Origin of the sequence: Amycolatopsis sp. (assembly GCF_036008905.1) — a bacterium.
Classification (GTDB): domain Bacteria; phylum Actinomycetota; class Actinomycetes; order Mycobacteriales; family Pseudonocardiaceae; genus Amycolatopsis.
This window is the reverse complement of record NZ_DASYMU010000040.1, coordinates 22,386-47,216: the sequence shown is the minus strand read 5'-3', so window position 1 is coordinate 47,216 and position 24,831 is coordinate 22,386. Positions and strand designations below refer to the sequence as shown.

The window sequence follows — 24,831 nt, the reverse complement described above, 5'->3', positions numbered from 1 at the left end:
CACGCGTGCATAACCTGCACTCACGCGCGCGTGTGTGGGCAAGTTGCGCGCGGGCAAGTGCAGTCTGTGTACGGTTACGCGCTGTATTTGCTGGTGCAGGTGGCGAGGTTGGCGGCGTAGAAGCCGTCGCGGAAGGCCTCGACGCGGGCGAAACCGGACGGGACGCTGGCGCCGTTGACGTCGGAGGCGATCAGGGTCGTCGGGGAGAGCAGTTCGGCGATGGCCTCGTCGAGGTCGCCGGGTGAGAGTTCCAGCGCGGGGTTCTTGCCGGGGGTGATGGTGCCCGCCCAGGAGCCGGTGAGGCACGCCGTCAGCTGACCGGTGGCCAGACCGTCCAAAGAGGACCCGGCGGCACGCTGGACCGACAACGTGTAGCGCGAAGCGATCTCGGCGAACGCGGCGAAGTCGCCGATCCCGCCCGTGCGGCCGCGCCGCGGCGGGGTGCCGATCCGGACCAGCGCGGCGGTGTCGAGCGTGACCACGTTCGTGCTGGGGCAGTAGGCCGCGGGCAACGTGCGCTTGGCGTCGGCACAGTTCGCGGCGCGGATGGACATCGTCGGCGGCTGGGCGCCGGTCGGCTGGAACGCGTCACGCAGCGTCTTCTCCAGGTTCAGCAGGGCGTCGGTGTCGTCGACACGGAGATTTCCCTTGCCCAGACCCGAGTCCTGCTCGCGCGGGCTGAACTCCGTCTGCGTCGACCTGGCCGCGACTTCGGCGGCATCGATCTTCGCGCAGCGCTTCGGGTCTTCGTCGAAGCCGAACTGGAACGCCGAAACCCGGTCGAACGCGCTGCCGTGCGCGCCCTCGGAGTCGAAACTGCTGCCCGCGGAGTCGCGGATGAAGAACAGGGTGGCCATGATCTGGTTCAGGCCGGGCCCGGTGGAGACCTGGAAATGCGGCGACTTGCCCTCGGCGACCCAGCGGAAGAAGTTGCCCGCGTAGCAGTCGGCCTGCTGTTCCTTGACGATCGACGGTGCGGCCGCGTCGGCGAGACCCGCGGCGGCGAGCCGGAACTGCACGGCGTGGCCGAGTTCGTGGGCGAGCACGGTGACCACGGCCATCGGGCCGAACGAATCGTTGAGCATCGGGAGCAGCTCGGCGCGATCCCAGGCGACGGAGTCGTCAGCCGAGCAGTAGAACGCGTTGACCAGGCCCGCGGTGGATGTCCGGCACAGCTCCAAGGGGGGTCCGCTGGACTCGTACGAGGTCAGCTGCCGGACCGGCTGGTACTTCTGGTCGAAGTTCGCGGGCAGCTGTTCGGTCCAGTACTGCTGGACGTCGGCGACAGCGTTGACCGCGAGCTTGTCGACCGCGCCACCGTCACCGTTGCGCACCGGGAGGCCCGCGTCCTGCACCCCGGCCTTCGGGCCGCTCGGGCCGGTGGTGATGTCGAGTCCCGCGACCTTCGACGGATCGGGCCGGTTCACGGCCGCGGTGCCCGCGACGGGCGACGTGCAGCCGGCGACGAGTGCGACAGCTGCCAGCAGGGTGGCGGCCCCGGCGATCCGTGAAGTCAACGACACCATGTTCTCTGTTCCTTTTCCGAATCGCACATGAAACGAATATGGCCGAGTTCCGTGAAGAAAGCGAACGAGGAAAGCCGGCCTGACCGGAAAGGTCAGACCGGCTTTCACCGATCAGCTGAAGAATACGGAGACCAGGTTGTTGTCGAACCCGATGGTCGAGAGATCGAGGACGTCGTCGTTGATGACGGTGGACTTGCCGGTGCAGTCCTTACCGGTCCACAGCTTCATCGTGCCGCCGGCGGAGATCGACGAGGTCACTCCGGGGCGGGGGACGTTCTGGCAGCCCTTGCCGGACACGCCCTGCGAGGCACCGTTGTCGGAGAAGTTGGCGTCGTCGAACAGGATCGCGCTCGTCGCGGGTTTGCCGGCCGGGGCGTCCGAAGCGGGCGGGGTGACCGGTGCGGCCGCGCCACCGGCGGCCTTGGCGCCGGTCGGGGTCAGGCCGAACCAGGTACCGCCGACGCCCTGGCCGAAGGTGTCACCGGCCTTCTTGTCCTTGGAGAAGGTGTAGGCGGGCCAGCCGCCGACCGTGATCTGGAGCTGGCCGTCGGCCCGCTTGACCGTGCCGACCGCGGACTTCTTGATACCGGCGATGAAAACCTTGCTGCCCGGGGTCACGATGACCGGCGGCCAGGTCTTCGCGCAGTCGCCGTTGCAGTTGGACTTCGACGGCTTGGCGGTGTCGTTGTCGAAGCGGTAGAGCGTGCGGCCGGCACCGTTGACCAGCACGGGGTTCAGCTCGCCGGCCTTGCTCGCGGTGAGCTGGGTCCAGGTGCGGGAAACCGCGGGAGAAGCGTCGTCCGAGGTGCCGCTGAGGCCGGTGGCCCAGTCGCCGGTCTTGGCCGGGGCGTTGTTGGCCTTGGCGGTACCGGAAATCAGGTTCGCCGGAGCGGCTTCGTCGCCAGCGCCGGCTGCCGACGAAGCGGCGGCCGGGGACGCCGACGGAGTGCCGGCGTCCGTCGTGCCGCAGGCCGACAGCAGGGCCGCTCCGGCGGTCAAGAAGGCAGCAAGGAACACAACATGCTTGCGAGACATGGGATTTTCTCCAGTGATTTGATGACCGGCTCCAGTTCTTCTGGCGCCTTATGCCAACTACACGGACCGGCTCCCAAACCGGTTCAAAGAAATCTTGGAACTTTTCGACTTTTCTTGAAAGGCCTGGTCAGCGGGTTATCTCCGCCGACTCGACCAGTGCGATGGCCACCGCGGGGCAGATCTGGGCCGCTTCCCGGACCTCGCGGTGCAGTTCTTCCCCGGGATTGTCCTGCAGTAGTACGGCGATTCCGTCCTCGTCACGCTGGTCGAAGACATCCGGTGCCGCGAGCACGCACTGCCCGGAGCCGACGCACTTGTGCTGGTCGATCATTATTTTCATTGCCACTCCCGCCTTTTCGCTGTAGTCCTTCATGTCACTGTCCTTCTTGTTCACCAGGTGACGGGGAGCGAATGCACCCCGTAGACGGCCATGTCGTGCTTGAAGTCCAGCTCCTCCACCGGTTTCGCGAGCGCGAGGGTCGGGATGCGGCGGTAGAGCGTGCTGTAGACGACCTGCAGTTCGACCCGCGCCAGCGGCTGGCCGAGGCACTGGTGGACGCCGTAGCCGAACGCCACGTGGTGCCGGGCCTTGCGGTGGACGTCCAGGCTGTCGGCGTCGGGGAAGGCGCTCTCGTCACGGTTGGCTATGTCGTTGGCGGCGATGATGCCCTCGCCCTCGCGGATGAGCTGCCCGCCGATCTCGATGTCCTCGAGCGCGACCCGACGCCGGCCGGTGTGCGTGATGTTGAGGTAGCGGAGGAGCTCCTCGACGGCGTTGGCGATCAGCTTCGGGTCGTCGGTCCCGCGGACCATGGCCAGCTGCGCGGGATTCTCCAGCAGCGCGGCGGTGCCCAGCGCGATCATGTTCGCCGTGGTCTCGTGCCCGGCCACCAGCAGGAGCAGGCCCATGTTCGCGACCTGCTCGCGGGTCATCGCGCCGGTGCCCAGCTGCTCGACGGCGAGCCGGCTGAGCACGTCGTCGGCCGGGGCGCTCTGTTTCTTGTCCACCAGGTCACCGAGGTAACCGAGAAGTTCCTCGGTCGCGGCGACGGACTCGGCCGCTCCGGTACCGCGCGCGACGATCGTCCGGCTGATGCGGTGGAAGAAGTCGCGGTCCGCGTACGGCACTCCGAGCAGCTCACAGATGACCATCGACGGCACCGGCAGCGCGAACGCCTCGACGAGGTCCGCCGGCTTCGGCCCGGCGAGCAGGTCGTCGATCAGGCCGTCGACGATCTGCTGGATGCGCGGGCGCAGGGCCTCCATCTTCTTGACCATGAAGTCCGACGTCAGCAGGCGGCGCTGGGCGGCGTGGTCCGGGTCGTCGAGGTTGATGAACGACTTGGCGCGGTTCCGCCGGGCGGCGGCGCCTTCGCTGATATGCGGATACCCGGGGAGGTCGCTGTTCGAGCTGACGCGGGGATCCTTGAGCATGTCGCGAACGTCGTCGTAGCGCGTGAGGATCCAGGGCGTGCTGCCGTCCCAAAGCTTCACCCGCGAGATCCGGGCCTCGTGCTGCATCCGGTCCAGCTCGGGCGGCGGGTCGAACGGACATTGGCGGGCCATCGGGAACGCCGGCAGGGTCTCCGTCATCGTGCCTCCAAGTACACAGAGTTACCGAACGAATGTTCGGATACTTACTAAACACATGTTAGGCAACCTCGTGGGAAGTTGTCCGGCGAGCGCGTCGAAGATCACTTCAAAGGACTAGCCACGTTGGCAGGAAAGGGAAAAACCCGACGCTAGGCCTTCGCCATCTGTCGACAGATGGCGAAGGTTGCTAGTCGAGGACCAGGGAGACGAGCTCGTCGACGAAGGGGCGGACGTGCCGAGCGTTCCGCTCCCCCGGGTTGCTGTGCAGCAGCGCGACCCGCCCGTGCGCGCCGACGAACACGACGACGGCCGCGCGGTCACTGGGCACGCGCAGCTTGTGCCCGGCTTCGGCGCAGCGCTCGAACGCGGCGACCAGGGTGTCGATGACGTCGATCAGCGGACCCGAAGGCCGCGCGTCCGGCGACGTGCGGTCCGCGCCATCGCTGAGCATCAGCCGGTAATGACCGGGGTTCGCGACGGCGAAATCGCAGTACGCGTGCAGTTGCGCCCGGACCCGGCCGACGACGTCCGCGGGGTCGAGGCTTTCGTCGGCCGCCCGCATCACCGTGCGAAGCCGCGCGAATTCGTGGTCCAGCAGGCCTTGGACGAGCGCCGTCCGGTCGGTGAAGTGCTGGTAGATACTCGCGGGCGCGATCCCGACCGCGCGCGCCACGCCACGGATGGTGAGCCCGTCTTCCCCGCCGAGCTCGGAGAGCAGCCGGCTGGCGGCGTCCAGGATCTCGCCGCGCAGCCGTTCGCCTTCGCCCCAGCGGTTGCGGGTACGAGGGGTCGCGATGTCTACGTCGTCCGGCACGCGACCATTCTTACCTCCCCGGGCGCCCCACGCGATCGGCGCGACCAGCCCGATGACGTCGACCGAGTCCACCGCGAACCCCACCGCCGCCCCCAGACTGAAGACGCCGGTGACGGCCTGTCCGCGGACCCGGTGGTCGCCAAGGGCGACGAGTTCGACTACCTCGGACTTCTCCAGCGGGTCATGACTCCCGAGCGGTTCCCCATGTTCTGCCAGGTGTTGACCGACGAAACTGTCGACAACTCGATCGCTTACACCGACGAGGACTTCCAGTTCGGCCTCGACCGGATCCTGGCCGAACTCGAAGGGGAACCAGACCGAATCAGGCGGAACCAGCGCTAGACGGAACGGCGCGAGCGGACCATGAAGAACACCAGGACGATCCCGCCCAGTACCGCCGCACCCAGGAACCACACCCAGCCCGACGCCGCGCTGGAGCTCGTCAGTGTCGAGCCGCCCTCACCGAGCTGGAAGTTCACGGCGCCGGACACGGGGTGGCTGTCGTCGCCGATCACCAGGTAGCTGAGCCGGTACGTCCCGCTCGCCCCGGCCGCCTGGACCGGCGCGGTGACGACGGTGCCCGCCGCGGAAGCCGTGCCGAGGGTCCACGCCGCACCGTCGGAGCCGGTGATCGTGATCGGCTCCGACGGCAGCGTCACGTTCTTGTCGAAGATCAGCTCGATCTGCGACGGCGCGGTGGAAATCGTGTTCCCCTCCGCGGGGTTGCTGCTCCGGAGGACGACGTGTGCCATCGCGGGTGGCGCCGCGGCGAGCGTCGTGATTCCGGCCAAGAGGAGCAAAGCCCAGAGACGCCTCAATTGCATGGCCGAGACCTTATCGCCCATTCGGGTGGAAAGCGCCAGTAACGGCCGCCTTACTTTCCGTACCGGAGTCGCACCAAGATCCCGTTCGCATCCGCTGCGTCAACCAGCGGGGCGTAGAAGATCCCGATCACCAAGCCGACCGCACCGGCGATTTCGAGCGCAGCCAAGGGCGGCAGAAATGGGGCGCCACGGCCTAAGCGAGGTACCTGGGTTATGCGTCCTTCAAGGCGGGATAGTCGGTGTAACCGGCGTGGTCGCCGCCGTAGAACGTGGCGTGGTCCGCGGGGTTGTAGGGGCCTTCCGTCGCCAGCCGGGCCGGGAGGTCGGGGTTGGCCAGGAAGGACGAGCCGAAGGAGACGATGTCGGCGCCCGCCTCGATGGCGTCACGGCCGGCCTCGTGCGGCGGCAGCGCCTCGACGTCGCGGTGCGGGTTGAGCATCAGGTTCCCGGACCAGTCGGCGCGCAGCTGCTTGGTCAGCTCACGCTGTCCCGGCGCCTCGATCACGTGCAGAAAAGCCAGCGGTACATCGGAAATCTGGGCCAGCAGCTCGCGGTAGAGCTCGGCCGAGTCGCCTTCGTCGATGCCCTGGTAGGACGCCGTCGGGGAGATCCGCAGCGCGGTGCGCTCGGGGCCGATGGCCTTCGCGACAGCGCGGGTGACTTCGGCGGCGAACCGGGCGCGGTTGGCCGCGGAACCGCCCCACTTGTCGGTGCGGGTGTTGGCGGTGACCGAAAGGAACTGCTGGATCAGGTAACCGTTGGCGCCGTGGAGTTCCACGCCGTCGAACCCGGCGTCGATCGCCTTGCGCGCGGAGTCGGCGAATTCGGCGATCACCTCGTGGATCTCGGCGTCGGTCAGCTCACGCGGGACGACGTTGTCCTTCATCCCGCTCGGGGTCATGGACTGGCCCGGGGCGACCACCGGCGACGGTCCGAACTGCGGCTCGCCACCGAACAGCTCGGGGTGCGCGACGCGGCCGGCGTGCATGAGCTGGACGTAGATCACGCTGCCCTCGGCGTGGACGGCTTCGGTGACCTGCGTCCAGCTCTCGACGTGCTCGTCGGTGTGCAGCCCGGGGGTCGCGGGGTAGCCCTGGCCGAACCGGCTGGGCTGGGTGGCTTCGGTGACGATCAGGCCCGCCGACGCGCGCTGGCGGTAGTACTCCGCCATCAGTGGGGTGGCGATCTCGCCCTCACCTGCACGGTTACGTGTCATCGGGGCCATCGCGATGCGGTTCGCGAGCTTGGTCGCGCCCACTGAGATCGGTTCGAAAAGGTTCGTCATGCCCTTGACGTTAGCAGATCGTTGATATGCATCAATCATCTATCCAGTAGACGATCCTCACATTGGTATGATGCGGCGGTGGCCACCGAAGATGCGTTGAAGGCCCCCGGCGCCGAGCGCCTGGGGCTCTTGCTGGCGCGCCACGGAGCCATCACGAACGTCCGGATTCGCCAGGCGCTCGGCGTCACCGGGCTCACCCCGAGGCAGTCCGCGACCCTGATGAACCTCGCCACCGGGGCGCTCAGCCAGCAGATGCTCATCGAGATGCTCGAAGTGGATCCCAGCATCGTGGTGGCGATCCTCAACGAGCTCGAAACCCAGGGACTCGCCCAGCGCCGCCGTGACCCGTCCGACCGGCGCCGCCACATCGTCGAGATCACCGACAAGGGCACCGAGGTGCTCTGCGCCGTCGACGGGGCACTCACCGCCGTCGAGCAGCAGTTGTTCGCGGGGCTCGACGCCGAGGAAATCCGGGTACTGGAAGGACTTCTGGCCCGGATCCACACCAGTCTCGACGACCCGGCCTGCAACGAGGCCTAAGTTGCCAGCGAGAACCGGCGGCGATAGGCCGTCGGCGTGAGCCCGGTCCGCTTTCGCAACTGGGCACGCAGATTCGACGCGGTGCCGAGCCCGCTGGCCCTGGCGACCGTGTCGAGCCGGAGTTCGCCACGTTCGATCAGGCGACAGGCCAGCGTCACGCGTTCGGCGGTGAGCCAAGCCAGCGGCGTGGTGCCGAACTCGACCTGGAACCGCCGGTGCAGCGTGGCCTGGCTGACGGCCGCGCGCGCCGCGAGATCGGCGACCGTCAACGGCCGGTCCAGTCGCACCTGAGCCCATTCGAGCACCGGCACCAGTGAAGCGTCGACCACCGCTGGGACGGGACGCTCGACGAACTGCCGCTGGCCGCCGTCGCGGTGCGCGGCGAACACCAGCCGCCTGCTGACGGCGTTGGCGATTTCGGCACCGTGGTCGCGGGCGATCAGGTACAGGCCGAGGTCGAGCGCGGCGGCGCTGCCGGCCGCGGTGAGGATGTCGCCGTCGTCGACGAACAGCACGTCGGGCTCCAGCCGGATCTCGGGGTAAGCGGCGGCGAAGAACTCGGCCCAGCGCCAATGGGTGGTGACGCAACGACCGGCGAGCACGCCCGCGGCGGCGAGGGTGAACGCGCCGGTGCAGAAGCTCACCAGCCGCGCGCCCCGCTTGGTGGCGCGGCGAATGGCGTCGAGCACCAGTGGGTTCGGCGCGCTCGCGGGATCCGGCCGGTTCGGCACGATCAGGGTGTCGGCGCTGTCGGCTGCCTCGAGCCCGGCGACCTCGGACAGGGTGAAGAAGCCGTGGTGCATCCGCAGCGAAGGCACCGCCGCGCAGAGGGCGAAGTCGTACCACGGCACAGGAATTTCGGGACGGCGCAGGCCGAACAGCTCGGTCGCGACCCCCAGCTCGAACGGGTTCGAACCTTCGTCGACGATCACCACCACCCGATGCGAGGATTCACGCGACATAGGCGATTCCTAGCACTCACCGCCGCCGCACGCCACCTGGCAAGCTGAAGACATGAGCAACCAGCCCCTCGATCTGAAGTCCGCTCTGGCGAGTTTCGACGCGTTGTGGAGCCCGCGAATCCTGACCCAGGTCAACGACTACGACGTCCGGCTCGCGAAGGTGGCGGGCGAACACGTCTGGCACACGCACGACAACACCGACGAGTTCTTCCTCGTCCTCGACGGCGAACTCACGATTTCCTTGCGCGACAACGAAGGCGAACGCGACGTCGTGCTCCCGCAGGGTTCGGTGTTCGTGGTGCCGCGCGGGGTCGAACACCGGCCGTTCTCCCCCGAAGGCGCGTCACTCCTGCTGTTCGAGCCGACCGGCACGCTGAGCGTCGGCGACCGGCACGACGACGTCCCCGATCACGTCGACGCCACCGTGGGCCACGCGCTTTAGTTGGGTCGGCTTGAGCAGGTGGGTCGTGAGTGTTTACGAGTGTTAGAACACTTGTTGCCACTCACGACTCTCCTTCAGACCTGCCCGGGGAAGAATCCGTAGCGCGAAAGCGGCGCGATCAGTTCGCGCTCTTCGTAGGCGAAATGGGAGAGCAGCGTGTCGGTCAAGAGGTCGACGGCCTCGGTGATGGAACCGAATTCGCCGGGATGCCCGGCGAGGTGGACCAGCGCGGCGTCGACGCCTTCGAGTAGTTCTTCGATGGCGTGGTGCTCCTCGGTGAGCCGGTCGATCACCGGTTTCAAGGTGCGCTGTCTCCGTTGCAGGTAAGGGAAAATGGAGTACGACTCCATGGTGTGGTGCTGGTTCAGCGCGACACAGTGGGCCCGGCAGACGCCGCCCAGGTTCCAGTCGTTGGTGCGCAGCGCGAGCTTGTTCAGTTCACCGCGGGCGTCACCGGCCCGAGTGGCGCCGCGCCGCACGCGGTACAGCAGGTCGCGGAGTTGCCCGAGCTCGTGGCGGTAGTGGTCGTGGACGTCGACGAGGTGCTGCCCGGCGGACAGCCCGCGCCCGGTGAACGCCACCTCCGGACCGGGTTCGGGCGCGGTCGGCCGGGTGTCCTCGTGGAGCACCCGCTTCTCGCTGTGCCGGACGTCGGGCGCCTTGGTCGCGACCAGGCTCGTGCGCCGGGTGAGCCAATGCCGTTCACTCATCCGGCTACTCCTCGATTCATGTTGTCTTCAACATAGTCTCAGCCGCAGACTATCTGCAATCCCGGCTTTCTCCACGGCCGTGAAGGCCACGTTGAGGGACTTGGAGTCCCTCAACGTGGCCTTCACGGCGTTACAGCGTGTGGAGGACGACGTCGCCGAGGGAGCCGGAGGCAATGGTCGCGGTCAGGTACGTGTGGTGCGGCTGAGCCCGGCGGTCGGTGGGCGAGCCCGGGTTGAGCAGGCGGAGACCGGAGGGCGCGACGGTGTCCCACGGGATGTGACTGTGGCCGAAGACGAGCACGTCCGCGTCGGGAAACTTTGCCGCGCAACGGTTTTCGCGTCCCTGCGCCGAGCCGGTTTCGTGGATCACCGCCAGGCGGACGCCGTCCAGGTCCGCCGTGGCGATCTCCCCTAGCCGCTCCCACAGTTCGGGGCCGTCGTTGTTCCCGGCGACCCCGATCAACCGGCGCGCACGGCTCTCCAACTCGTCGAGCAGGCTGGCCTCCACCCAGTCGCCCGCGTGCACGACGACGTCCACCTGCTCGACCTCCGCCCAGATCCGCGCCGGCAACTGCTTGGCGCGTTTCGGCAAATGGGTGTCGGAGATCAGCAGGAGCCGCATGCTTTCAGCGTAAGTCGCGGAAGAACTCCCGCACGTCGGCGGTCCGCATCCGTCCGCTGACGATCACGAAGCCGATCGTGCGGGCTTGGGCCGGGGGAAGAGCGCGAGGAAACGCGCCATGAGTTCGCTGTCTCCCCCGACTTTCGCGTCGGCGTCGGCGAGGCGATGTCCGCCGAAGACCAGGGACCGGAACACCGCGGCACTGGTTTCGATGGTGGCGTCGGGGCTGGTGGCGCGGCCACGAGCCAGCACGACGCGGCCGTCAGCGACTTCGGCATGGAAGACGTCGTCGCCCAGCTGGAGACCGAAAGCTCCGCGCAACTCCGGGTCCGCCGCCGGGTCGTACGCCGTTTTCAACGCGATGATCAGCGCGTCGACGCTGAGATCGGTACCCGCCGTCATCGGCAGGCGGCTCCCCCAGCGGGCCAGCGAAAGCACCACGGGCTCGAGGTCGTAGCCGATTTCGGTCAGCTCGTAGGCCCAGCTGCCGGCGGGCGGGCCGAGTTTGCGGCGGTGCACGACCCCGCTCGTCTCGAGCTCGCGCAGGCGGTGGGTCAGCACGTTCTGACTCGCGGCGGGCAGGCCGAGACGCAGGTCGGTGAACCTTTTCGGGCCGAGCAGCAGCTCGCGCACGACGAGCAGGGCCCAGCGCTCACCGACCAGGTCGAGGGCCCGCGCGACCCCGCACGGATCGTCGTAGGTTCGCTTGGCCGCCATTTTGGGACTCCCGATCTAGTAGTGCTTAGTGCTACTTTAGGACCAAATCAACGAGGAGGCCACCATGGAGGGCTTGAACACCGCAGATTTGAAGCAGGGCGACATCCGGCTACTCGACGCCGAAGTGGCCAAACGGCTGCTCGCGTCGACAGAACTGGCCCGGCTCGCCTATGTCGCCGCGGACGGCACGCCCCGCGTGTTCCCGATGCTGTTCCACTGGAACGGGACCGAAGTGGTGATGTCGACGTTCGCCGGGGCGAGCAAAATCGCCGCGCTGCGGGCGAAGCCGGATGTCGCGATCACCATCGACACTTCGAGCACCCCGCCCGAGGTGCTACTCCTCCGCGGCCGAGCTTCGGTCACCGATGTCGACGGGGTCGTCCCGGAGTACATCGAGGCCCACCGCCGCTACGGCGGCGAGGAGCAGGCCGCGGCCGCGCTCGCCGAAGTCGACCACCCCGGCACGAAGATGGCCCGTATCGCGCTGCGGCCGGACTGGGTCGGCCTGCTCGACTTCCGGACCCGGTTCCCCGGCGGCCGGGGCGTCGAAGACTTCGAGAAACGGGGCCAGGAATGACTTTCGTCCTCATCCACGGTGCCGCGTCCGACTCGTGGTACTGGCACCTGCTGGTCCCCGAACTCGAAGCGCGCGGCCACGAAGTCATCGCGCCGGACCTCCCGAGCGACGACGACTCCGCCGGGCTCGACGAATACGCCGACGCGGTGGTCGAAGCCGTCGGCGACCGGACCGACCTGGTGCTCGTCGCGCAGTCGCTGGCCGGGTTCACCGCGCCGCTGGTGTGCGACCGGCTACCGGTGAAACTGCTGATCATGCTGGCCGCGATGATCCCGTCCCCTGGCGAGGCGCCGAGCGACTGGTGGGCCAACACCGGCTACCCGGAAATCGACGGTGACCTGCTGGAGAAGTTCTTCCACGACGTCCCCGCCGACGTCCGGGCCGCGGCGATGGCACGGGGCGAGCGGGACCAGTCCGGGACGCCGATGATCAAGCCGTGGCCGCTGGCCGCGTGGCCGGACGTGCCGACGAAGTTCCTGCTGTGCAGCGAAGACCGGTTCTTCCCGGCGGACTACCTGCGCCGGGTCGTCAAAGACCGGCTCGGGATCGTCCCCGACGAGATGCCCAGCGGCCACCTACCGGCACTGGCGCACCCCAAACTCCTCGCCGACCACCTGGAGTCCTACCTCTGACCCCCCGAATATGTCGACAAGTTCTCCGCCTCAAGATCCCAGAACATGTCGACATATTCGGGGATTCTGGGGCACCACGAGACTGGTGAGGCACGTGTGACGACTTACTTCCGAATATGTCGACATCTTCTGAAGCGCGGAGCCGAAGAAGTTGTCGACATATTCGGAAGTGAAGCAGGGGTTAGCGGGCGAAGGGGATGCTGGCGGCGAGGTCCTCGCTACCGGCCATGAGGTGTTCCATCAAGGTGACGAGCACCTGCTTGGTGGACTCGCGATCCCGCGCGTCGCACAGGAGCATCGGCACACTCGGGTCGAGGTCGAGCGCTTCGCTGACCTCTTCGGTGGTGTACCGGTAGCCGTCGTCGAAGCAGTTCACGCCGACGACGAACGGCAGGTTGCGGCTCTCGAAGAAGTCCACCGCCGCGAAGCAGCTGTCGAGACGGCGAGTGTCCGCCAGTACGACAGCGCCGAGCGCGCCACGGGACAGCTCGTCCCACATGAACCAGAACCGGTCCTGACCCGGGGTGCCGAACAGGTACAGGATGAGCTCGGGGTTGATCGTGATCCGGCCGAAGTCCAGGGCGACCGTGGTGGTCGTCTTGTGCTTGACCCCCGAGAGATCGTCGATCCCCGCGGACGCTTCGGTGATCACTTCTTCGGTCCGCAGCGGTGCGACCTCGCTGACGGAGCCGACCATCGTGGTCTTTCCTACCCCGAACCCCCCGGCGATGATGATCTTGACCGCGGTGGCGGTCAAGGTCCTCCGACGGGGGTCAGAGCTTCCGGATGCCATCAAGAACCGCCTGGAGTACGTGTTTGTTGGGGGTTTCGGTCACCGGCGCGGCCGTGCGGAAAAGCACGTGACCCTGCTCGATCAGGTCACTCAGCAGCACCTTGACCACCGGCAGGGGGAGGTCCACCCGCGCGGCTACTTCGGCGACGGACGTCGGGTGCTGACACAGCCGCAGGATCCGCCCGTACTCCGGTTCCATGCCGGCGGCCTCCGCGGCCGAGCGCATGGCGACCACGAGCGTGATCAGGTCGAGTCCGAGTGTGTCCGAGCGAGTACGTCCGCCCGTGACCGCGTACGGACGGACGAGAGGTCCGGCCGCTTCGTCGAACCAGGCTTCGTGTCGGCCCGTCATGGCGAGCCGACCGCCGGGGCGCTGCGGGGTGCCGCGGTGAGCACGGCGCCGACGCGCTTGACCATGAGGTTCATCTCGTAGGCCACCATGCCCATGTCCGCGTGCTCGCCGGCGAGAAGCGCCAAGCACGCGCCGCTCCCGGCCGCGGTGACGAACAGGAAAGCGTGGTCCATCTCGACCATGGTCTGGCGGACGTTGCCACCGCCGAAGTGGCGCCCGGTGCCCCTGGCGAGGCTCTGGAACGCCGACGCCACGGCCGAAAGGTGCTCGGCGTCTTCCTCGGTCATGTTGCCGGACATGCCGATCAGCAGACCGTCCGAGGACAGCACCACCGCCCGGTCGGCACCAGCCACCCTCTTGACCAGATCATCCAGCAACCAGTCGAGCTCACTGACTCCTGCGTTGGTCATTACGTCCGATCTCCATATGTGTCGTCGCTGCCGTCTGACTCGTACTCACGGGCCCGCCGGGTGCCCTGCTGGAAGGCCGACAAGCGGTTCCTGGCCTGTTCCGGCGTTTCCTGGCGCGCGTCGTCGCGCTCCAGAGTAGGCCTGTCCTCCATCAGCTGGGGCACCAGATTCTGTTGCTTGCGTCGCTGAGGAAGTGGCGGCCTGCCCGGCGCCTCCGGTCCGCGCGGCTGACCCGGGCGGGCCTCCGGCGGGCGGGACTGCTGGGACCCGCGCGGCGGGGTCTGCGGGGCCCGCGACGGCGGCGGGGGTGTCCCCGTCGGGTCTTCCCGTGGCCAGACCGGCGGCTGGGTCCGGACCGGCTGCTGCGGCTGGAACATGCTCATCGGGGTCGACGCCTCCGGCAACGGGGGCAGGTCTGGCACGGCGACCGGCGCGGGGGCGGGCGTCATGGCCGGCTCCGTCCGGTGCCGCGAGCGGCGTCCCTGCCGTTCGGCGCCCGCGTTCTCCACGGGCGGTTCTTCGGCAGGCTCGGCGATGGCACCGAGCAGTTCGGACTTCACGAGCACGATCGCCCGGGTGCCGCCGTACGCCGATTCCCGCAGCGTCACCGCGATGCCGTGCCGTGCCGCGAGGCGCGCGACCACGAACAGGCCGATGCGGGGTTCGGTGGACAGCGCCATGATCCCGAAGTCGGGCGGGTCCTGCAGCATCGCGTTGAGCCGGTCGGCCTGCTCGGGGTCGATGCCGAGGCCCTGGTCCTCGACCTCGATGACCACGCCCCGGCCGACCACGTTGCCGCGGATCTCGACGCGGGCCTGCGGCGGGGAGAACGACGTCGCGTTGTCGACGAGCTCGGCGAGCAGGTGCACGAGGTCACCGACGACCGGGCCGTTGACGGCGATGGCGGGCAGCCCGGCCATCTTCACCCGGGCGAAGTCCTCGGTCTCGGCCGACGCACCACGCGCGACCTCGGCCAGGCTGACCGGGTTGCGCCACTGCCTGCCCGGCTGACCGCCACCGAGGATGATCAGGTTCTCCGAGTTCCGGCGGGCGCGGGTGGAGAGGTGGTCGAGCTGGAACAGCGTGTCCAGCTGGTCCGGGTCCTCCTGCTTGCGCTCCGCCTGGTCGAGCACCTTCAGCTGGCGGTGCACGATCACCTGGCTGCGGTGCGCGATGTTGAGGAAGACGGCCTTGGTGCCTTCACGGGTCTTGGCCTCGTCGACGGCGGCCGCGATGGCCGTCTGCTGCGCCTTGTTGAAGGCGTCGGCGACCTGGCCGATCTCGTCGTTGCCGTGGTCGAGGAGGTACACGTCGTTGTCGAGGTCGACGGCCTGGCCGGCCCGGACCTGCTCGACGAGTTCGGGCAGGCGGACGTCCGCCATGTCGAGGGTGTCTTCCCGCAGCCTGGCGAGCCTGCCGATGAGCCGGTTGGACAGTCGCAGGGCGACGATGAACACGAGGATCGCGACGAGCAGTGCCGCCGCACCCGCGATCAGCGAGCGGATGAACGTGGTGTCGGCCTCGTCGATCGCTTGTGTGGTCGCCGCGCCACTCTGCTGGACGAACATGCTCATCAGCGTGCCGCCGACCTCACGGGACGCGCCGCGCCACTGGGCCTCCGGCACCGGCAGCCGCGCCTGGCCACCGCGCAGCAGCGTGTTTTCCACTGTGGTGAGGGTTTTCCAGGAGTCACCGGCGAGCAGCTTGTCGTAGCGCGCCTTGACATCGGGGTTCATGCGGCTCACCGAAAGGTCGAGCTGCGTGTGGTAGGCACCGACCTGGCTGCTGTAGGTACGGAGATCCGCGTCACCGAGTCCGCCACCGGTCACCGCGGCGGCGGCGAGCGCGTCACTGCGCTGCATCTGGTCACCGGCGGTGAACAACGGCACCGCGGTGATCCGGAGATAAGCGTTTTCCGCGTTGGGCGCGGCCTGGGCGAGACCGGTCAGTCCCTCGATGAACTGATCGATGATCTGGTTGTAGAAAGCGAAAGTCTCGCCGAGCGTCGGCTGGCCGACGTCGATCTGCTGACGCGTCGCGGGGAGTTTCGCGAGCAGCCCGCCGAGCGTGGCGATGTTCCGCTTCACACTGTCGGGCGCGTCACCGAAGCCTTGCAGGTTCGCCGAAACCGCGGCCGCGGCCGCGTCGGTCTTGGCGCGTTGCTCGACGAGCGCGTTGTGTTCGGCGCCCTGTCCCGCGAGCTGCCTCAAGCTGAGCCGTCGTTCTTCCTGTGTGGCGAGGAAGAACGGAATGGCCGGCTGCTCCGAGCCACGGATCTTGGACGCGAAGTCCCGAGCCGTCGTGGCGTCGTAGATCAGGTAGCCGGCCAGTGCGACACCGACGGCCATGAGCGCGATACTGGGAATCAAGGCGATCGCCAGCACGCGCGACCGAATCGAAGAGCCCCGGCTTCGTCGAATGGAGATCTGCTTCACCGTGGTCCTTTATCCTTCTGGCAAGTTCTTCGTGTCGGGGGTCTCATCACCCGAGTTCCGATAAACCGGATCAACTACAGGGTCCACTCCGCTCGCGACGACGTTAAGCAGCACGGTGAACGGAGTCAAATCCGCTAGTCCGTACAGTCCAACGGGTTGTGACCAGCCAACCACGGCGCGAAACGCTTGGATAGAAGGTAACCGGGCCGGCATGCCACCGTTCGCAGTGTCCTATCGAACCTGGGGGACGATCGTTACAGGTCGAGCCATGATCACTTCGGTGATTTGCCGTTACATGTCTAGCGGATCACACGCGCGACGTCCAGCAAATCGCGCCGGAAATTGCTGCGGTGACCTCAGACACCCTCGGCGGTCAATACGGCCTCGCGACCCGGTTCCGGAAAAAATCCGGGATTCGTTCATCTTCCTCCGGCACCATAATTACGAACTCTCACGTTAGTGGCCGCTGTTACCAGCGAAAACACGCTCTCGACGAGGCCCGGCTGTCCACCGGACAGACTTTGATCACTGTTCCACGATGCGGAAACCGTCGAACCGAACAACATTCTGGAACCGGGATCGCAACCCGCCTGACGGGATAGTCAGCTTCCGTTGCGTGCCAACGTTTTGACTGACAATCCGGTCGACAATTGGGTCGGACCAATTTTTGCCCTCCGCCGCCGCGCGAAAAACGGACAAGACTGCCGAACCCCACGGCGACACCGTGATCAAGTCACGTAAAGCACAACTGGGGAGTTGCTCATGACACGGAGACGCAGGCCCGCGCTGAATATCTTCGGGCTCACGCTCGCGCTCGTATTGGGGGTGTCCCTGCTCACCGGACTCGGGAAGGCCACCACCGAAGCCACGCGCGGGTGGTCGATGGCCGCGGCAAGATCGTCCTGCCCGGTTTCGTCGATCTGCACAACCACCTGTGGCAGGCCCTGATCCGCGGCTGCGCGGGCGACAACGAACTCAACGGCTGGCTCGGCCGGTGCGTGTTGCCGTTCTACCGCAACGCTCCGGTGACCGACGCCGACGGTTACGCGGGCGCGCGCCTGGCGAGCCTCGACGTCGTCTCCACCGGCATCACCACGGTGACCGACTGGTCTCACGCCTTCAACGCCGACTTCGCCCGCGGCAACCTGCGCGCGCTCGACGAATCGAAACTGCGGTTCGTCTTCTCCTACAACGGCACCACGAACACCGCCCTGCAGGACGAGATCCGGCGCGTCAAGCGAGAGGTCATCGACCCGAACCCGTTGGCACACCTGCAAATCGGCACGCATCCGTCGACGGGCAACTACCCGAGCCTCGTGGACACCGCCCGCGTCCTCCGCGACGCGCAAACCGCCGCCGACCACCTGAAAACCCTGCTACCCCAGCCCTGACCCAGCGTGGCTCGGGAGGCCGCTCACCTATGGCGCGGACTCTCGGATGACGAGGGAGGTGGGGACGGTCTGGGGTTCCTCGGGCAGAGGTGTGCCGGTGAGGTGGGCCAGCAGCATCGAGGCCGCAGCCTCCCCCATTTCCTTGACCGGCTGGCGAATCGTCGTCAGCGAAGGCTGGGTGTCGGCCGCCAGCGGCAGGTCGTCGAAGCCGACCACCGCGACGTCGTCCGGCACCAGCCGACCGGCATCGCGCAGACCCCGCAACGCACCGGCGGCCATCAGGTCGTTGTGCGCGAAGACGCCGTCGAAAGCGATGCCCGCACTGATCAGCGTCTGCACCGCCAGTGTCCCGGACTCGCGGGTGAAATCGCCTTCCAGCACCAGTTTCGGGTCCAGCTCCAGGCCGGAGAGGCTCAGCTGGTCCTGAAACCCGTCGAGCCGTTCCTGGGTGCAGCCGAATTCCTCGGGCCCGGTGATCACCGCGATCCGCGAGCGCCCGCTGTCCCGCAAATGCTTGACGGCGCTCTGGGCGCCAAGGCGGTTCGTCGTCGCCACCGAGGGGAACTGCGGATGCCGCCCGCGGTCGTCGATCATCACCACCGGCAACCCGGAGGCGTACAGCGCGGTGATGTAGTCGAGCGAATCGGGCGGCTCGACGACGACGAGGCCGTCGAAAGCGTTGGCGGACACGTGTTTCTCGAACTGCGCGAGCGAGACCGCGCCCTTGTTCATGGTGTACAGCAGAAGCCCGTAGCCGTGGGTTTCCAGCGTGTCGACGATGCCCTGCAGCATCTCGCTGATCCACGGCCAGGTCAGCACGGGTACCAGCATGCCGATCGTCTGGGTGCGCCCGGAGGCGAGCCCCACCGCCCGCGCGCTGGGCACGTAGCCCATCTCCGCGATGACTTCCCGGACGCGGCGGGAGGTGGTGGCGTCGACATCGACCTTGTCGTTCAGCACGCGCGAAACCGTCGTCTTGCTCACCCGCGCCCGGCGGGCGACGTCGGCGATCGTGATCCGCATGCTGGTATCCGCACTGGTAGGAGCCCTCGGAACCGGTTACGGTACTGGGTTCGCCTGACCTTGTCGACTAGGTCGTGTCCGGTGATTCTGGTCGATGGGCCCTGGGCGCGAAGACCGCGAGCGAGACTTACCGGACACGACCTAGGCGAAGCTCCCGAGGTATTCCTCCGTCTTGGCCGGGTCCAGGAACCAGTGCTGGAAGTCCGTCGGGTCGCTGAACCCGTTGGCGAACCGCTGTGCCACCGCCGGAATCTGCCCTGCCGCGCCGATGATCTGCATGACGTGCGGGGGCGGCGGCTGGAGCATCGCGTTGGTCCAGGTCGTGACGTGCTGCGCGTACTCCCAGTAGGAGTCGAACGCCCCTTGCATCCATTCCGCGTCGAACGGCTTGTCGCCACGGGCGAGGATGGAGTCCAAATAGGACGCCGCGCATTTGCTGGCGTTGTTGGAGCCCTGCCCGGTGATCGGGTCGTTGGCGACCACGACGTCCGCCATGCCCAGTACCAGCGCACCCGACGGCAATTGGCCGACCGGGTTGCGCACGACCGGTGTGTACCCGCCGGCGAGCGTGGCGCGGGCGTCGGTGAGCTCGGCGTTACGACTGCGCTCGTACTCCCACGGCAGGAACTGCTTGGTGAGCTCCAGGATCCGGTCGAGATGCTCCTGCGGGCCCGGCCGGTCGGAGAAGACGTCCAGCGGGCCGCCCGGGATCCCTTCGTAGAACATGATGTCGCAGTTCCCGCTCAGCGTGTACGCGGGAATCATGAACAGCTCGCCGACGCCGGGGATGATGTTGAACCGCACCGCGGCCTTGTCCGGGTGCTCCGGCCGCAGCTCCACCCCGTGCACGTACGCGAGCGAAAGCGCGCGCTGCGGAGTGGTGTACGGCGAAAGCTCCGGGATACGGTCGAAGAGCTGGACGAGCTCACCCTTGCCCGCCGCGACCACGGTCAGGTCGAACAGCTTCGCCAACGCGTTGAGATCGGACGTCGCCACCCCGTGGATGACGAGCTTACCGCCGCGCTTCTCGAACAGGTCCAGCCAGCCCGCCATCTTCACGCGCTGGTCGACCGACTGCGCGTAGGCGTCGAGCGGGCCGAACCAGTCCAGCGCCCGGCTGGCGTCCGGCGCGGCGATGGACACGCCGAGTCCTTCGACCTTGACCGTTTCGTCTTCCCACAGGTTCAGCTTGTGGTCACGCTCATGCTGCAGCGCGGCGTCGAACATGCACTGGGTGGACATGACGAACCCGCCGCGGATCTCTTCGGGCGTACGGGCCGACATCACCGTGACGTCGTAGCCGTTCTCCAAGAGAGTGAGCGCGAGCTGGAGACCGGACTGCCCGGCACCGACGATCAAAACCTTGCGCATGCTTGGTGTTCCTCCCGAAATGACTCAAAGACCGGCGTGCACGGGTTCCCTGCCCGGGCCTGACAACACTGCCAGTGCCAGCACATGCGAGACAAGATGCCGCAGGGTTTCCGCCGCGGAACCGGGATCGCGCGCGTCACAGGTGATCAACGGAACCTCAGGCCGCAGTGCGAGGGCGTCGCGGACGGCGTCGAGCTCGTACCGCGGCTGGTCGTCGAACTGGTTGACCGCGACGATGAACGGCAGATCGGAGTCGTTCTCGAAGTAGTTGATCGCGGCGAACGACTGCTCGAGCCTGCTGGTGTCGACGAGCACGATCGCCCCGAGCGCGCCACGCGCGAGGTCGTCCCAGAGGAACCAGAACCGGGCCTGCCCGGGCGTGCCGAACAGGTAGAGCAGCAGATCCGAATGCAGCGTGATCCGGCCGAAATCCATCGCGACGGTGGTGGTGGACTTCGTACCGTTCGGCGGAAGATCGTCGACGCCGTCTCCGGCTTCGGTCATCCACGCCTCGCTGTTGAGCGGCGGGACTTCCGAGACGGAACCGACGAGCGTGGTCTTGCCGACCCCGAATCCGCCGGCGATGACGATCTTCGCGGAGATCGTCAGCAGACCCGCGTCAGACGGGGAGGCGCTTGAGTCCATCGAGGATCCTCTCCAGCACGTTGGGGTCGTTTTGGTAGGCGTACGCCGTGGGGTGGATGAACACCGCACCCTGCGCGGCGAGATCGCTGACCAGCACTCGCACCACACCGAGTGGCAGGTCGAGCGCCACCGACAGCTCGGCGATCGACGTCCGGTTCCGCGCGTGCTCGTAGAGCGACTTGGACTCCGGCATGAGCGACTCGCTGAGCGAAGAGTCGTACTGCGTAACGGAAATCAGGGTTTCGACCAGGAGGTGGTGCCGGGTCTTGGTACGTCCGCCGGTGAGCGCGTACGGGCGGATTCGCCTGCTCCGCATCTTCACGGGGCGATCGAGGGTGTCATCGCTGGACACAGTGATCACATCCTTAAGCCTGTGGCCGGCGGGCACTGAGCACGCGGCGGAGATCGGCGCGTATCTCGGGGGTCAACGCGTGTCCGGCGTTCTTCACGAACTGCGTCATCTCGTAGGCGACGACCTTCATGTCGCTTCCCTGGGTGGTGAGCACGGCCAGTCCCGCGCCGACGCCGATTCCCATGAACAGGAAGTACCCGTGGGTGAGCCGGATGATGATCTGCTCGCACGAGCCCTTGCCGAACAGGGCCGCGCTGTTGCCCGCCAGGCTGAGCAACCCGCTGGAGATCGCCGCGAGCTGCTCGGCTTCGTCGGTGCTGACCGAGTCGGACGCGGTCAGCGGGAACCCGTCCGACGACATGATCAACGCGTGACTGACCCCGTGGACTTTGTTCACGAAGTCGTTGAGCAGCCAGGAGAAGTCGGGCTTTCTGGTGTGGTGGGCGGCTGTCATCTCGGTTCTTTTCTTGGTTTCTTGGCCGCAGCTGTCATTGGGCATCTTTTTTTCGTTTGTCGCCTGCGGCAGTCACTGTGTCCCTTTGTCCTTGTCCACTGCAGCCTCGTCTCGGGCAGCCTGCTCACCCTCGGAGAACGCGCCGAGGTCGGCGAGCAACTCGTCGTGACCGTCGCCGTTGCCGCTCATTTCCGGCATGGGGTTTTCCGCCTGCGCCTGGCCCTTGATGCTCTGGGAAACACGCCGCGGCAGCCCGCCCGGGGTGATGCCGCCGTCGGCCGGTGGCGCCGGGCGCGGCCGCGGCGACGGCGACGGCGGAACCCGGGTCTCGACCGACACCGAGCCGCCGCGCCGCGGCAGCGTGCCCGAAGTCGAGAAGCTCTGGCCGAAGTCCGGCCCGCCGTTCGGGGGGAACGGCGGTTCGGCCGCGGGCACCTTGGGCTGGGAGAAGACCACCGTCTGCGAGCCGGACCAGGTCCGCTCCGGCAGTTCCGAGACCAGCCCGGTCGGCAGCAGGACGGTGGCGATCGTGCCGTTCGGGGTCCGCCGCTCCAGCCGGACGTGGATCCCGTGCCGCTCGGCGAGCCTGCCGACCACCGCCAAGCCCATGTGCCGCACCGAGTCGTTGTCGAGGGCCGGCGCGGTGTCGAGCCGGTCGTTCAGTTCGGCGATCCGCTCGATGGGAAGACCGATGCCCTCGTCCTCGATACGGAGAAGAACACTGCCTTGCTCTGTTAGATGCGCGCTCACACCAACGGGTGAACTCGGCGGAGACTGGTTCGCGGCGTTGTCGAACAGCTCCGAAAGGAGCCGGCTGAGGTCTTCGGCGACGAATCCGACGACACCGAGTGAGACGACTCGCCCGATCGTGATGCGCGAATAGTGGTCGATCGACGACATCGCCGCGCGCATGACGTCGACCAGCGAAGACGAGTCGGAATCGGGCTCACCGGCGTCACGGCCGGCGAGGACCCGCAGGTTCTCGGCGTTCCGCCGCAGCCGCGTCGCCAGGTGGTCGAGGCGGTACAGCTCGGAAAGCCGTTCCTGGTCCTGTTCCTTGGCCTCCATCTCCTCCAGCTGCGCGAGCAGGGAGTCGACGAGGTTGAGGTCCCGGAGCGCGACGCTGGAACAGACACCCGCGAGCACTTCACCGTCCGCGTTGACGGCGGGGCCGACGGGGGCGGTGGTCTCGCGCGGGGCTTCGATGACCCGGGGCGGCTGCGGCCCGTGCCGCGGCGGTGCGACGAGGAACTGGGCGGCGGCCACTCGCGAACGGTCCAGCAGCACTCGCGAACGATCCAGCAATTCTCGAGCCCGCGTAGCCATGTGGTCCACTTCTTTCTGATCGCGTACGGGCCACGTTCAACGGCAACATGTGCCGGGTAACGACGGCTATGCAAGCAGACACGGCTAAAACTGTCCACAACTCGGACGCGGGGAGTCGTTGCGAGTCACAGTGAGTGATTGCCGTCGAAGCAGGTGAGCACCCCCAGATTAGGCCATTAGGGGGAATTGACTGGGCAGGTGCGATTACCCAGAATGCAAATTGCAGGGCAACGGACGCCTACAGTTCGGGGTCCGCGGCCATGACCGCGCGCAGCCGGGCAAGCGCCCGGTGCTGGATCACGCGGACGTGCACAGGCGAGAGGTTCAGCGCTTCCGCGGCCTCGTTCGCGGACAGGCCGACCGTGATGCGCAGGGTGAGCACCTCGCGCTGCACGTCGGGCAGGGTCGCGAGCAGCCTGGCCATCCGGACCTTGAGGTCGGCGGCCATCGCGAGGTTCTCGGGGCCGTCGGTCAGCATGCTGATTTCGGGCAGTTCGTCGACCGGGCTGGACTTGTCCCGCGACGCGGCGCGGTAGGCGTCGGCGACCTTGTTCGCGGCGATCGCGTAGACGAGGTGCGCGAACGAGCCGCCGTTGTCCTGGTAGCGCGGCAGCGCCTTGAACGCGGCGATGCAGACTTCCTGCGCGACGTCGGCGGGCGACTGCGTCGCGACGTCGCGGTTGCCCATCCGGGCGCGGCAGTAGCGCTGGACCATCGGCATGATGACGACGAAGCACCGATCCCGTGCGACGCGGTCCCCGGCGGCCGCGGCCTGGACGAGCGCGTCCAGATCGTGTTTGGTGAGCCCGGTCTCCGCGATCGCACGAGCCGGCTTGGTACGTGCGACGTCTACTGTGACGCTCATCGGGACTCCCCAGGGCAGATTGCAGTGCGGTGCAGGTCCTCAGCTTGCGCCGATGCCACCGCTATTTCCCCGGTACTCCAGCCCCCGATTTATGCCCAACAGGCACTTGCCCTCGGGTGTTACACCTGCTAGGCCTTATGTATCAAGTCCCCAGCTGTGACCGAGCTGCCACGCAGCGCATACGTTGACGTCGAGTACGTAGGCCGCGGCTGTCCCGCATTGTTGCGCTCCCGTGCCCGGATCGACCGGCTGGCCGTGGCCCATTCCCGTGATCGTGTAAGCCTGGACGACCGTGCGCCCGGCGGCGTCGCGGTACACCGCGTGCGGATATCCGCCGACGGTGTCGTTGACGTCCGCGATGGCGTCGGCACCGTTCACATTGGTCCACTGGTCGACGATCTCGGTCTTGTTGGCCTGCGCCACGGTGAAGTCGGAGGTGCCGTGCCAGACGCTCATCGTCGGCCACGGTCCTTGGTAGCCGCTCGCCGCGCGGACCTTGGCGCCCCACTGTGCCGGGGTCAGGTTCTGCCCGGGGTTCATGCAGCTGAACGAATTGACCAGCGAAGTCGCGCAGGCGTAAGGCAAACCGGCCACGACACCGCCACCGGCGAAGGTCTCCGGATAGGTCGCGAGCATCACCGACGTCATCGCGCCGCCCGCGGAAAGCCCGGTGGCGAAGACCCGGCTCGCCCCGGCGTCGGCGACGGCCCGGTCGGTCATCTGCTTGATCGACAAGGCTTCGCCCTGCCCGCGCGTGATGTCGGCGGAGGCGAACCAGTTGAAGCATTTGCTGCTGTTGTTGAGGGTTTGCTGCTGGGGTAGCACCACGGTGAACGACCACCGCTGCGCCAGCTGGACCCAGCCGCTGTTGGTGCCGTATCCGGCGGCGTCCTGCGTGCAGCCGTGCATGACCACCACGACCGGCCGTCCCGCGGGCAGCCCGTCCGGGGTGTAGCGGAACATCTTGAGATTCCCGGGATTCGAACCGAACCCGGTCACCTCCCCGATGGCCGCGGCGCTCGCCACCGGTGGGGAAAGCACCGCCAGCCCCATGACGAGAGCCAGTACCGCCCACAGCCGTCGCTTCATGATGGACCTCCTTGTCCATAAGTGATCGCCTTACCACGCTAGGTAT

29 protein-coding genes are annotated in these 24,831 nt (G+C 67.4%); 6 read left to right on the top strand and 23 right to left on the bottom strand.

Annotated elements, in window-relative coordinates; genetic code table 11:
• Window positions 1–74: 74 nt before the first annotated feature.
• From VGP60_RS07640 to VGP60_RS07620, 5 genes are all read right to left on the bottom strand, one after another.
• The gene (locus VGP60_RS07640) at window positions 75–1,526 is read right to left on the bottom strand and encodes a neutral zinc metallopeptidase (protein WP_327547173.1); all 1,452 of its coding nucleotides are present in this window, start codon (window positions 1,524–1,526) and stop codon (window positions 75–77) included.
• Between the two features lie 111 nt (window positions 1,527–1,637).
• Entirely contained in the window at window positions 1,638–2,561 is a 924-nt protein-coding gene (locus VGP60_RS07635; RefSeq protein ID WP_327547172.1) for a hypothetical protein, read from the bottom strand.
• A 127-nt stretch (window positions 2,562–2,688) separates the two neighbouring features.
• The gene (locus VGP60_RS07630; RefSeq protein WP_327547231.1) at window positions 2,689–2,901 is read right to left on the bottom strand and encodes a ferredoxin; all 213 of its coding nucleotides are present in this window, start codon (window positions 2,899–2,901) and stop codon (window positions 2,689–2,691) included.
• A gap of 50 nt (window positions 2,902–2,951) precedes the next feature.
• Window positions 2,952–4,154, bottom strand: coding sequence for a cytochrome P450 (locus VGP60_RS07625; protein ID WP_327547171.1), 1,203 nt, complete (start codon window positions 4,152–4,154; stop codon window positions 2,952–2,954).
• A 187-nt stretch (window positions 4,155–4,341) separates the two neighbouring features.
• Complete coding sequence (locus tag VGP60_RS07620) at window positions 4,342–5,052, bottom strand: TetR/AcrR family transcriptional regulator (protein ID WP_327547170.1); 711 nt, start codon at window positions 5,050–5,052, stop codon at window positions 4,342–4,344.
• A gap of 48 nt (window positions 5,053–5,100) precedes the next feature.
• On the opposite strand from VGP60_RS07620, the gene VGP60_RS07615 reads away from it, so the two are divergent.
• Window positions 5,101–5,310 carry a hypothetical protein gene (locus VGP60_RS07615; RefSeq protein ID WP_327547169.1) on the top strand — a complete coding sequence of 70 codons (210 nt, stop codon included), beginning with the start codon at window positions 5,101–5,103 and terminating at the stop codon, window positions 5,308–5,310.
• On the opposite strand, the gene VGP60_RS07610 is transcribed toward VGP60_RS07615, so the two are convergent.
• Both VGP60_RS07610 and VGP60_RS07605 read right to left on the bottom strand, forming a co-directional pair.
• Window positions 5,307–5,792 (bottom strand): copper resistance CopC family protein, encoded by a 486-nt coding sequence (locus VGP60_RS07610; protein ID WP_327547168.1) that lies wholly within the window; start codon window positions 5,790–5,792, stop codon window positions 5,307–5,309. The genes VGP60_RS07615 and VGP60_RS07610 overlap by 4 nt on opposite strands.
• 211 nt (window positions 5,793–6,003) lie before the next feature.
• On the bottom strand, window positions 6,004–7,077 hold the full coding sequence (locus tag VGP60_RS07605) for an alkene reductase (RefSeq protein ID WP_327547167.1): 1,074 nt from the start codon (window positions 7,075–7,077) through the stop codon (window positions 6,004–6,006).
• A gap of 78 nt (window positions 7,078–7,155) precedes the next feature.
• Here VGP60_RS07605 and VGP60_RS07600 point away from each other — a divergent pair, with 78 nt between their 5' ends.
• Entirely contained in the window at window positions 7,156–7,617 is a 462-nt protein-coding gene (locus VGP60_RS07600; RefSeq protein ID WP_327547166.1) for a MarR family winged helix-turn-helix transcriptional regulator, read from the top strand.
• Here the strand turns inward: VGP60_RS07600 and VGP60_RS07595 are convergent.
• Window positions 7,614–8,579 carry a helix-turn-helix domain-containing protein gene (locus VGP60_RS07595; RefSeq protein WP_327547165.1) on the bottom strand — a complete coding sequence of 322 codons (966 nt, stop codon included), beginning with the start codon at window positions 8,577–8,579 and terminating at the stop codon, window positions 7,614–7,616. The two genes, VGP60_RS07600 and VGP60_RS07595, sit on opposite strands and share 4 nt — an antisense overlap.
• A gap of 52 nt (window positions 8,580–8,631) precedes the next feature.
• On the opposite strand from VGP60_RS07595, the gene VGP60_RS07590 reads away from it, so the two are divergent.
• Window positions 8,632–9,021 (top strand): cupin domain-containing protein, encoded by a 390-nt coding sequence (locus VGP60_RS07590; RefSeq protein WP_327547164.1) that lies wholly within the window; start codon window positions 8,632–8,634, stop codon window positions 9,019–9,021.
• A gap of 74 nt (window positions 9,022–9,095) precedes the next feature.
• Here VGP60_RS07590 and VGP60_RS07585 read toward each other — a convergent pair whose 3' ends face one another.
• The 3 genes from VGP60_RS07585 to VGP60_RS07575 form a co-directional block, all read right to left on the bottom strand.
• Window positions 9,096–9,731 carry a hemerythrin domain-containing protein gene (locus VGP60_RS07585; RefSeq protein WP_327547163.1) on the bottom strand — a complete coding sequence of 212 codons (636 nt, stop codon included), beginning with the start codon at window positions 9,729–9,731 and terminating at the stop codon, window positions 9,096–9,098.
• A gap of 130 nt (window positions 9,732–9,861) precedes the next feature.
• Window positions 9,862–10,353, bottom strand: a complete 492-nt coding sequence (locus VGP60_RS07580; RefSeq protein WP_327547162.1) for a metallophosphoesterase — start codon at window positions 10,351–10,353, stop codon at window positions 9,862–9,864.
• A 63-nt stretch (window positions 10,354–10,416) separates the two neighbouring features.
• Window positions 10,417–11,070 (bottom strand): winged helix-turn-helix transcriptional regulator, encoded by a 654-nt coding sequence (locus tag VGP60_RS07575; RefSeq protein WP_327547161.1) that lies wholly within the window; start codon window positions 11,068–11,070, stop codon window positions 10,417–10,419.
• Between the two features lie 64 nt (window positions 11,071–11,134).
• On the opposite strand from VGP60_RS07575, the gene VGP60_RS07570 reads away from it, so the two are divergent.
• The gene (locus tag VGP60_RS07570) at window positions 11,135–11,647 is read left to right on the top strand and encodes a pyridoxamine 5'-phosphate oxidase family protein (protein ID WP_327547160.1); all 513 of its coding nucleotides are present in this window, start codon (window positions 11,135–11,137) and stop codon (window positions 11,645–11,647) included.
• The gene (locus VGP60_RS07565; RefSeq protein WP_327547159.1) at window positions 11,644–12,279 is read left to right on the top strand and encodes an alpha/beta hydrolase; all 636 of its coding nucleotides are present in this window, start codon (window positions 11,644–11,646) and stop codon (window positions 12,277–12,279) included. The genes VGP60_RS07570 and VGP60_RS07565 overlap by 4 nt, the downstream gene beginning before the upstream one ends.
• 181 nt (window positions 12,280–12,460) lie before the next feature.
• Here VGP60_RS07565 and VGP60_RS07560 read toward each other — a convergent pair whose 3' ends face one another.
• Genes VGP60_RS07560 through VGP60_RS07545 form a run of 4 tightly spaced genes read right to left on the bottom strand, consistent with a single transcriptional unit; the run spans window position 12,461 to window position 16,218 of the window.
• Window positions 12,461–13,072 (bottom strand): ATP/GTP-binding protein, encoded by a 612-nt coding sequence (locus tag VGP60_RS07560; protein ID WP_327547158.1) that lies wholly within the window; start codon window positions 13,070–13,072, stop codon window positions 12,461–12,463.
• On the bottom strand, window positions 13,053–13,424 hold the full coding sequence (locus tag VGP60_RS07555) for a DUF742 domain-containing protein (protein WP_327547157.1): 372 nt from the start codon (window positions 13,422–13,424) through the stop codon (window positions 13,053–13,055). Before VGP60_RS07555 ends, VGP60_RS07560 begins: the two co-directional genes overlap by 20 nt.
• The gene (locus VGP60_RS07550) at window positions 13,421–13,834 is read right to left on the bottom strand and encodes a roadblock/LC7 domain-containing protein (protein WP_327547156.1); all 414 of its coding nucleotides are present in this window, start codon (window positions 13,832–13,834) and stop codon (window positions 13,421–13,423) included. Before VGP60_RS07550 ends, VGP60_RS07555 begins: the two co-directional genes overlap by 4 nt.
• A complete protein-coding gene (locus VGP60_RS07545; RefSeq protein WP_327547155.1) occupies window positions 13,834–16,218 on the bottom strand; it encodes a nitrate- and nitrite sensing domain-containing protein in 2,385 nt (794 codons plus the stop codon). The genes VGP60_RS07550 and VGP60_RS07545 overlap by 1 nt, the downstream gene beginning before the upstream one ends.
• A gap of 926 nt (window positions 16,219–17,144) precedes the next feature.
• On the opposite strand from VGP60_RS07545, the gene VGP60_RS07540 reads away from it, so the two are divergent.
• On the top strand, window positions 17,145–17,660 hold the full coding sequence (locus tag VGP60_RS07540; RefSeq protein ID WP_327547154.1) for an amidohydrolase family protein: 516 nt from the start codon (window positions 17,145–17,147) through the stop codon (window positions 17,658–17,660).
• A 27-nt stretch (window positions 17,661–17,687) separates the two neighbouring features.
• Here VGP60_RS07540 and VGP60_RS07535 read toward each other — a convergent pair whose 3' ends face one another.
• The 8 genes from VGP60_RS07535 to VGP60_RS07500 form a co-directional block, all read right to left on the bottom strand.
• Window positions 17,688–18,683 carry a LacI family DNA-binding transcriptional regulator gene (locus tag VGP60_RS07535; RefSeq protein ID WP_327547153.1) on the bottom strand — a complete coding sequence of 332 codons (996 nt, stop codon included), beginning with the start codon at window positions 18,681–18,683 and terminating at the stop codon, window positions 17,688–17,690.
• A gap of 141 nt (window positions 18,684–18,824) precedes the next feature.
• Window positions 18,825–20,054 (bottom strand): styrene monooxygenase/indole monooxygenase family protein, encoded by a 1,230-nt coding sequence (locus VGP60_RS07530; protein WP_327547152.1) that lies wholly within the window; start codon window positions 20,052–20,054, stop codon window positions 18,825–18,827.
• A 24-nt stretch (window positions 20,055–20,078) separates the two neighbouring features.
• Window positions 20,079–20,699, bottom strand: coding sequence for a GTP-binding protein (locus VGP60_RS07525; RefSeq protein ID WP_327547151.1), 621 nt, complete (start codon window positions 20,697–20,699; stop codon window positions 20,079–20,081).
• Window positions 20,674–21,015 (bottom strand): DUF742 domain-containing protein, encoded by a 342-nt coding sequence (locus tag VGP60_RS07520; RefSeq protein ID WP_327547230.1) that lies wholly within the window; start codon window positions 21,013–21,015, stop codon window positions 20,674–20,676. The genes VGP60_RS07525 and VGP60_RS07520 overlap by 26 nt, the downstream gene beginning before the upstream one ends.
• 49 nt (window positions 21,016–21,064) lie before the next feature.
• Window positions 21,065–21,505, bottom strand: a complete 441-nt coding sequence (locus VGP60_RS07515; RefSeq protein ID WP_327547150.1) for a roadblock/LC7 domain-containing protein — start codon at window positions 21,503–21,505, stop codon at window positions 21,065–21,067.
• Window positions 21,506–21,577: 72 nt separating this feature from the next.
• The gene (locus tag VGP60_RS07510; RefSeq protein ID WP_327547149.1) at window positions 21,578–22,831 is read right to left on the bottom strand and encodes a sensor histidine kinase; all 1,254 of its coding nucleotides are present in this window, start codon (window positions 22,829–22,831) and stop codon (window positions 21,578–21,580) included.
• A 238-nt stretch (window positions 22,832–23,069) separates the two neighbouring features.
• The gene (gene shbA / locus VGP60_RS07505) at window positions 23,070–23,696 is read right to left on the bottom strand and encodes an RNA polymerase sigma factor ShbA (RefSeq protein WP_327547148.1); all 627 of its coding nucleotides are present in this window, start codon (window positions 23,694–23,696) and stop codon (window positions 23,070–23,072) included.
• A gap of 135 nt (window positions 23,697–23,831) precedes the next feature.
• Entirely contained in the window at window positions 23,832–24,785 is a 954-nt protein-coding gene (locus tag VGP60_RS07500) for a PHB depolymerase family esterase (RefSeq protein ID WP_327547147.1), read from the bottom strand.
• Window positions 24,786–24,831: the final 46 nt, after the last annotated feature.

What these genes read in the sequence shown, in the direction of transcription:
- VGP60_RS07640 (WP_327547173.1), bottom strand. Translation starts at nt 1,526, where the DNA reads ATGGTGTCGTTGACTTCACGGATCGCCGGGGCCGCCACCCTGCTGGCA.
- VGP60_RS07635 (WP_327547172.1), bottom strand. Translation starts at nt 2,561, where the DNA reads ATGTCTCGCAAGCATGTTGTGTTCCTTGCTGCCTTCTTGACCGCCGGA.
- VGP60_RS07630 (WP_327547231.1), bottom strand. Translation starts at nt 2,901, where the DNA reads ATGAAAATAATGATCGACCAGCACAAGTGCGTCGGCTCCGGGCAGTGC.
- VGP60_RS07625 (WP_327547171.1), bottom strand. Translation starts at nt 4,154, where the DNA reads ATGACGGAGACCCTGCCGGCGTTCCCGATGGCCCGCCAATGTCCGTTC.
- VGP60_RS07610 (WP_327547168.1), bottom strand. Translation starts at nt 5,792, where the DNA reads ATGCAATTGAGGCGTCTCTGGGCTTTGCTCCTCTTGGCCGGAATCACG.
- VGP60_RS07605 (WP_327547167.1), bottom strand. Translation starts at nt 7,077, where the DNA reads ATGACGAACCTTTTCGAACCGATCTCAGTGGGCGCGACCAAGCTCGCG.
- VGP60_RS07595 (WP_327547165.1), bottom strand. Translation starts at nt 8,579, where the DNA reads ATGTCGCGTGAATCCTCGCATCGGGTGGTGGTGATCGTCGACGAAGGT.
- VGP60_RS07590 (WP_327547164.1), top strand. Translation starts at nt 8,632, where the DNA reads ATGAGCAACCAGCCCCTCGATCTGAAGTCCGCTCTGGCGAGTTTCGAC.
- VGP60_RS07585 (WP_327547163.1), bottom strand. Translation starts at nt 9,731, where the DNA reads ATGAGTGAACGGCATTGGCTCACCCGGCGCACGAGCCTGGTCGCGACC.
- VGP60_RS07580 (WP_327547162.1), bottom strand. Translation starts at nt 10,353, where the DNA reads ATGCGGCTCCTGCTGATCTCCGACACCCATTTGCCGAAACGCGCCAAG.
- VGP60_RS07575 (WP_327547161.1), bottom strand. Translation starts at nt 11,070, where the DNA reads ATGGCGGCCAAGCGAACCTACGACGATCCGTGCGGGGTCGCGCGGGCC.
- VGP60_RS07570 (WP_327547160.1), top strand. Translation starts at nt 11,135, where the DNA reads ATGGAGGGCTTGAACACCGCAGATTTGAAGCAGGGCGACATCCGGCTA.
- VGP60_RS07565 (WP_327547159.1), top strand. Translation starts at nt 11,644, where the DNA reads ATGACTTTCGTCCTCATCCACGGTGCCGCGTCCGACTCGTGGTACTGG.
- VGP60_RS07560 (WP_327547158.1), bottom strand. Translation starts at nt 13,072, where the DNA reads ATGGCATCCGGAAGCTCTGACCCCCGTCGGAGGACCTTGACCGCCACC.
- VGP60_RS07555 (WP_327547157.1), bottom strand. Translation starts at nt 13,424, where the DNA reads ATGACGGGCCGACACGAAGCCTGGTTCGACGAAGCGGCCGGACCTCTC.
- VGP60_RS07550 (WP_327547156.1), bottom strand. Translation starts at nt 13,834, where the DNA reads ATGACCAACGCAGGAGTCAGTGAGCTCGACTGGTTGCTGGATGATCTG.
- VGP60_RS07535 (WP_327547153.1), bottom strand. Translation starts at nt 18,683, where the DNA reads ATGCGGATCACGATCGCCGACGTCGCCCGCCGGGCGCGGGTGAGCAAG.
- VGP60_RS07530 (WP_327547152.1), bottom strand. Translation starts at nt 20,054, where the DNA reads ATGCGCAAGGTTTTGATCGTCGGTGCCGGGCAGTCCGGTCTCCAGCTC.
- VGP60_RS07525 (WP_327547151.1), bottom strand. Translation starts at nt 20,699, where the DNA reads ATGGACTCAAGCGCCTCCCCGTCTGACGCGGGTCTGCTGACGATCTCC.
- VGP60_RS07520 (WP_327547230.1), bottom strand. Translation starts at nt 21,015, where the DNA reads ATGCGGAGCAGGCGAATCCGCCCGTACGCGCTCACCGGCGGACGTACC.
- VGP60_RS07515 (WP_327547150.1), bottom strand. Translation starts at nt 21,505, where the DNA reads ATGACAGCCGCCCACCACACCAGAAAGCCCGACTTCTCCTGGCTGCTC.
- VGP60_RS07510 (WP_327547149.1), bottom strand. Translation starts at nt 22,831, where the DNA reads ATGGCTACGCGGGCTCGAGAATTGCTGGATCGTTCGCGAGTGCTGCTG.
- shbA (WP_327547148.1), bottom strand. Translation starts at nt 23,696, where the DNA reads ATGAGCGTCACAGTAGACGTCGCACGTACCAAGCCGGCTCGTGCGATC.
- VGP60_RS07500 (WP_327547147.1), bottom strand. Translation starts at nt 24,785, where the DNA reads ATGAAGCGACGGCTGTGGGCGGTACTGGCTCTCGTCATGGGGCTGGCG.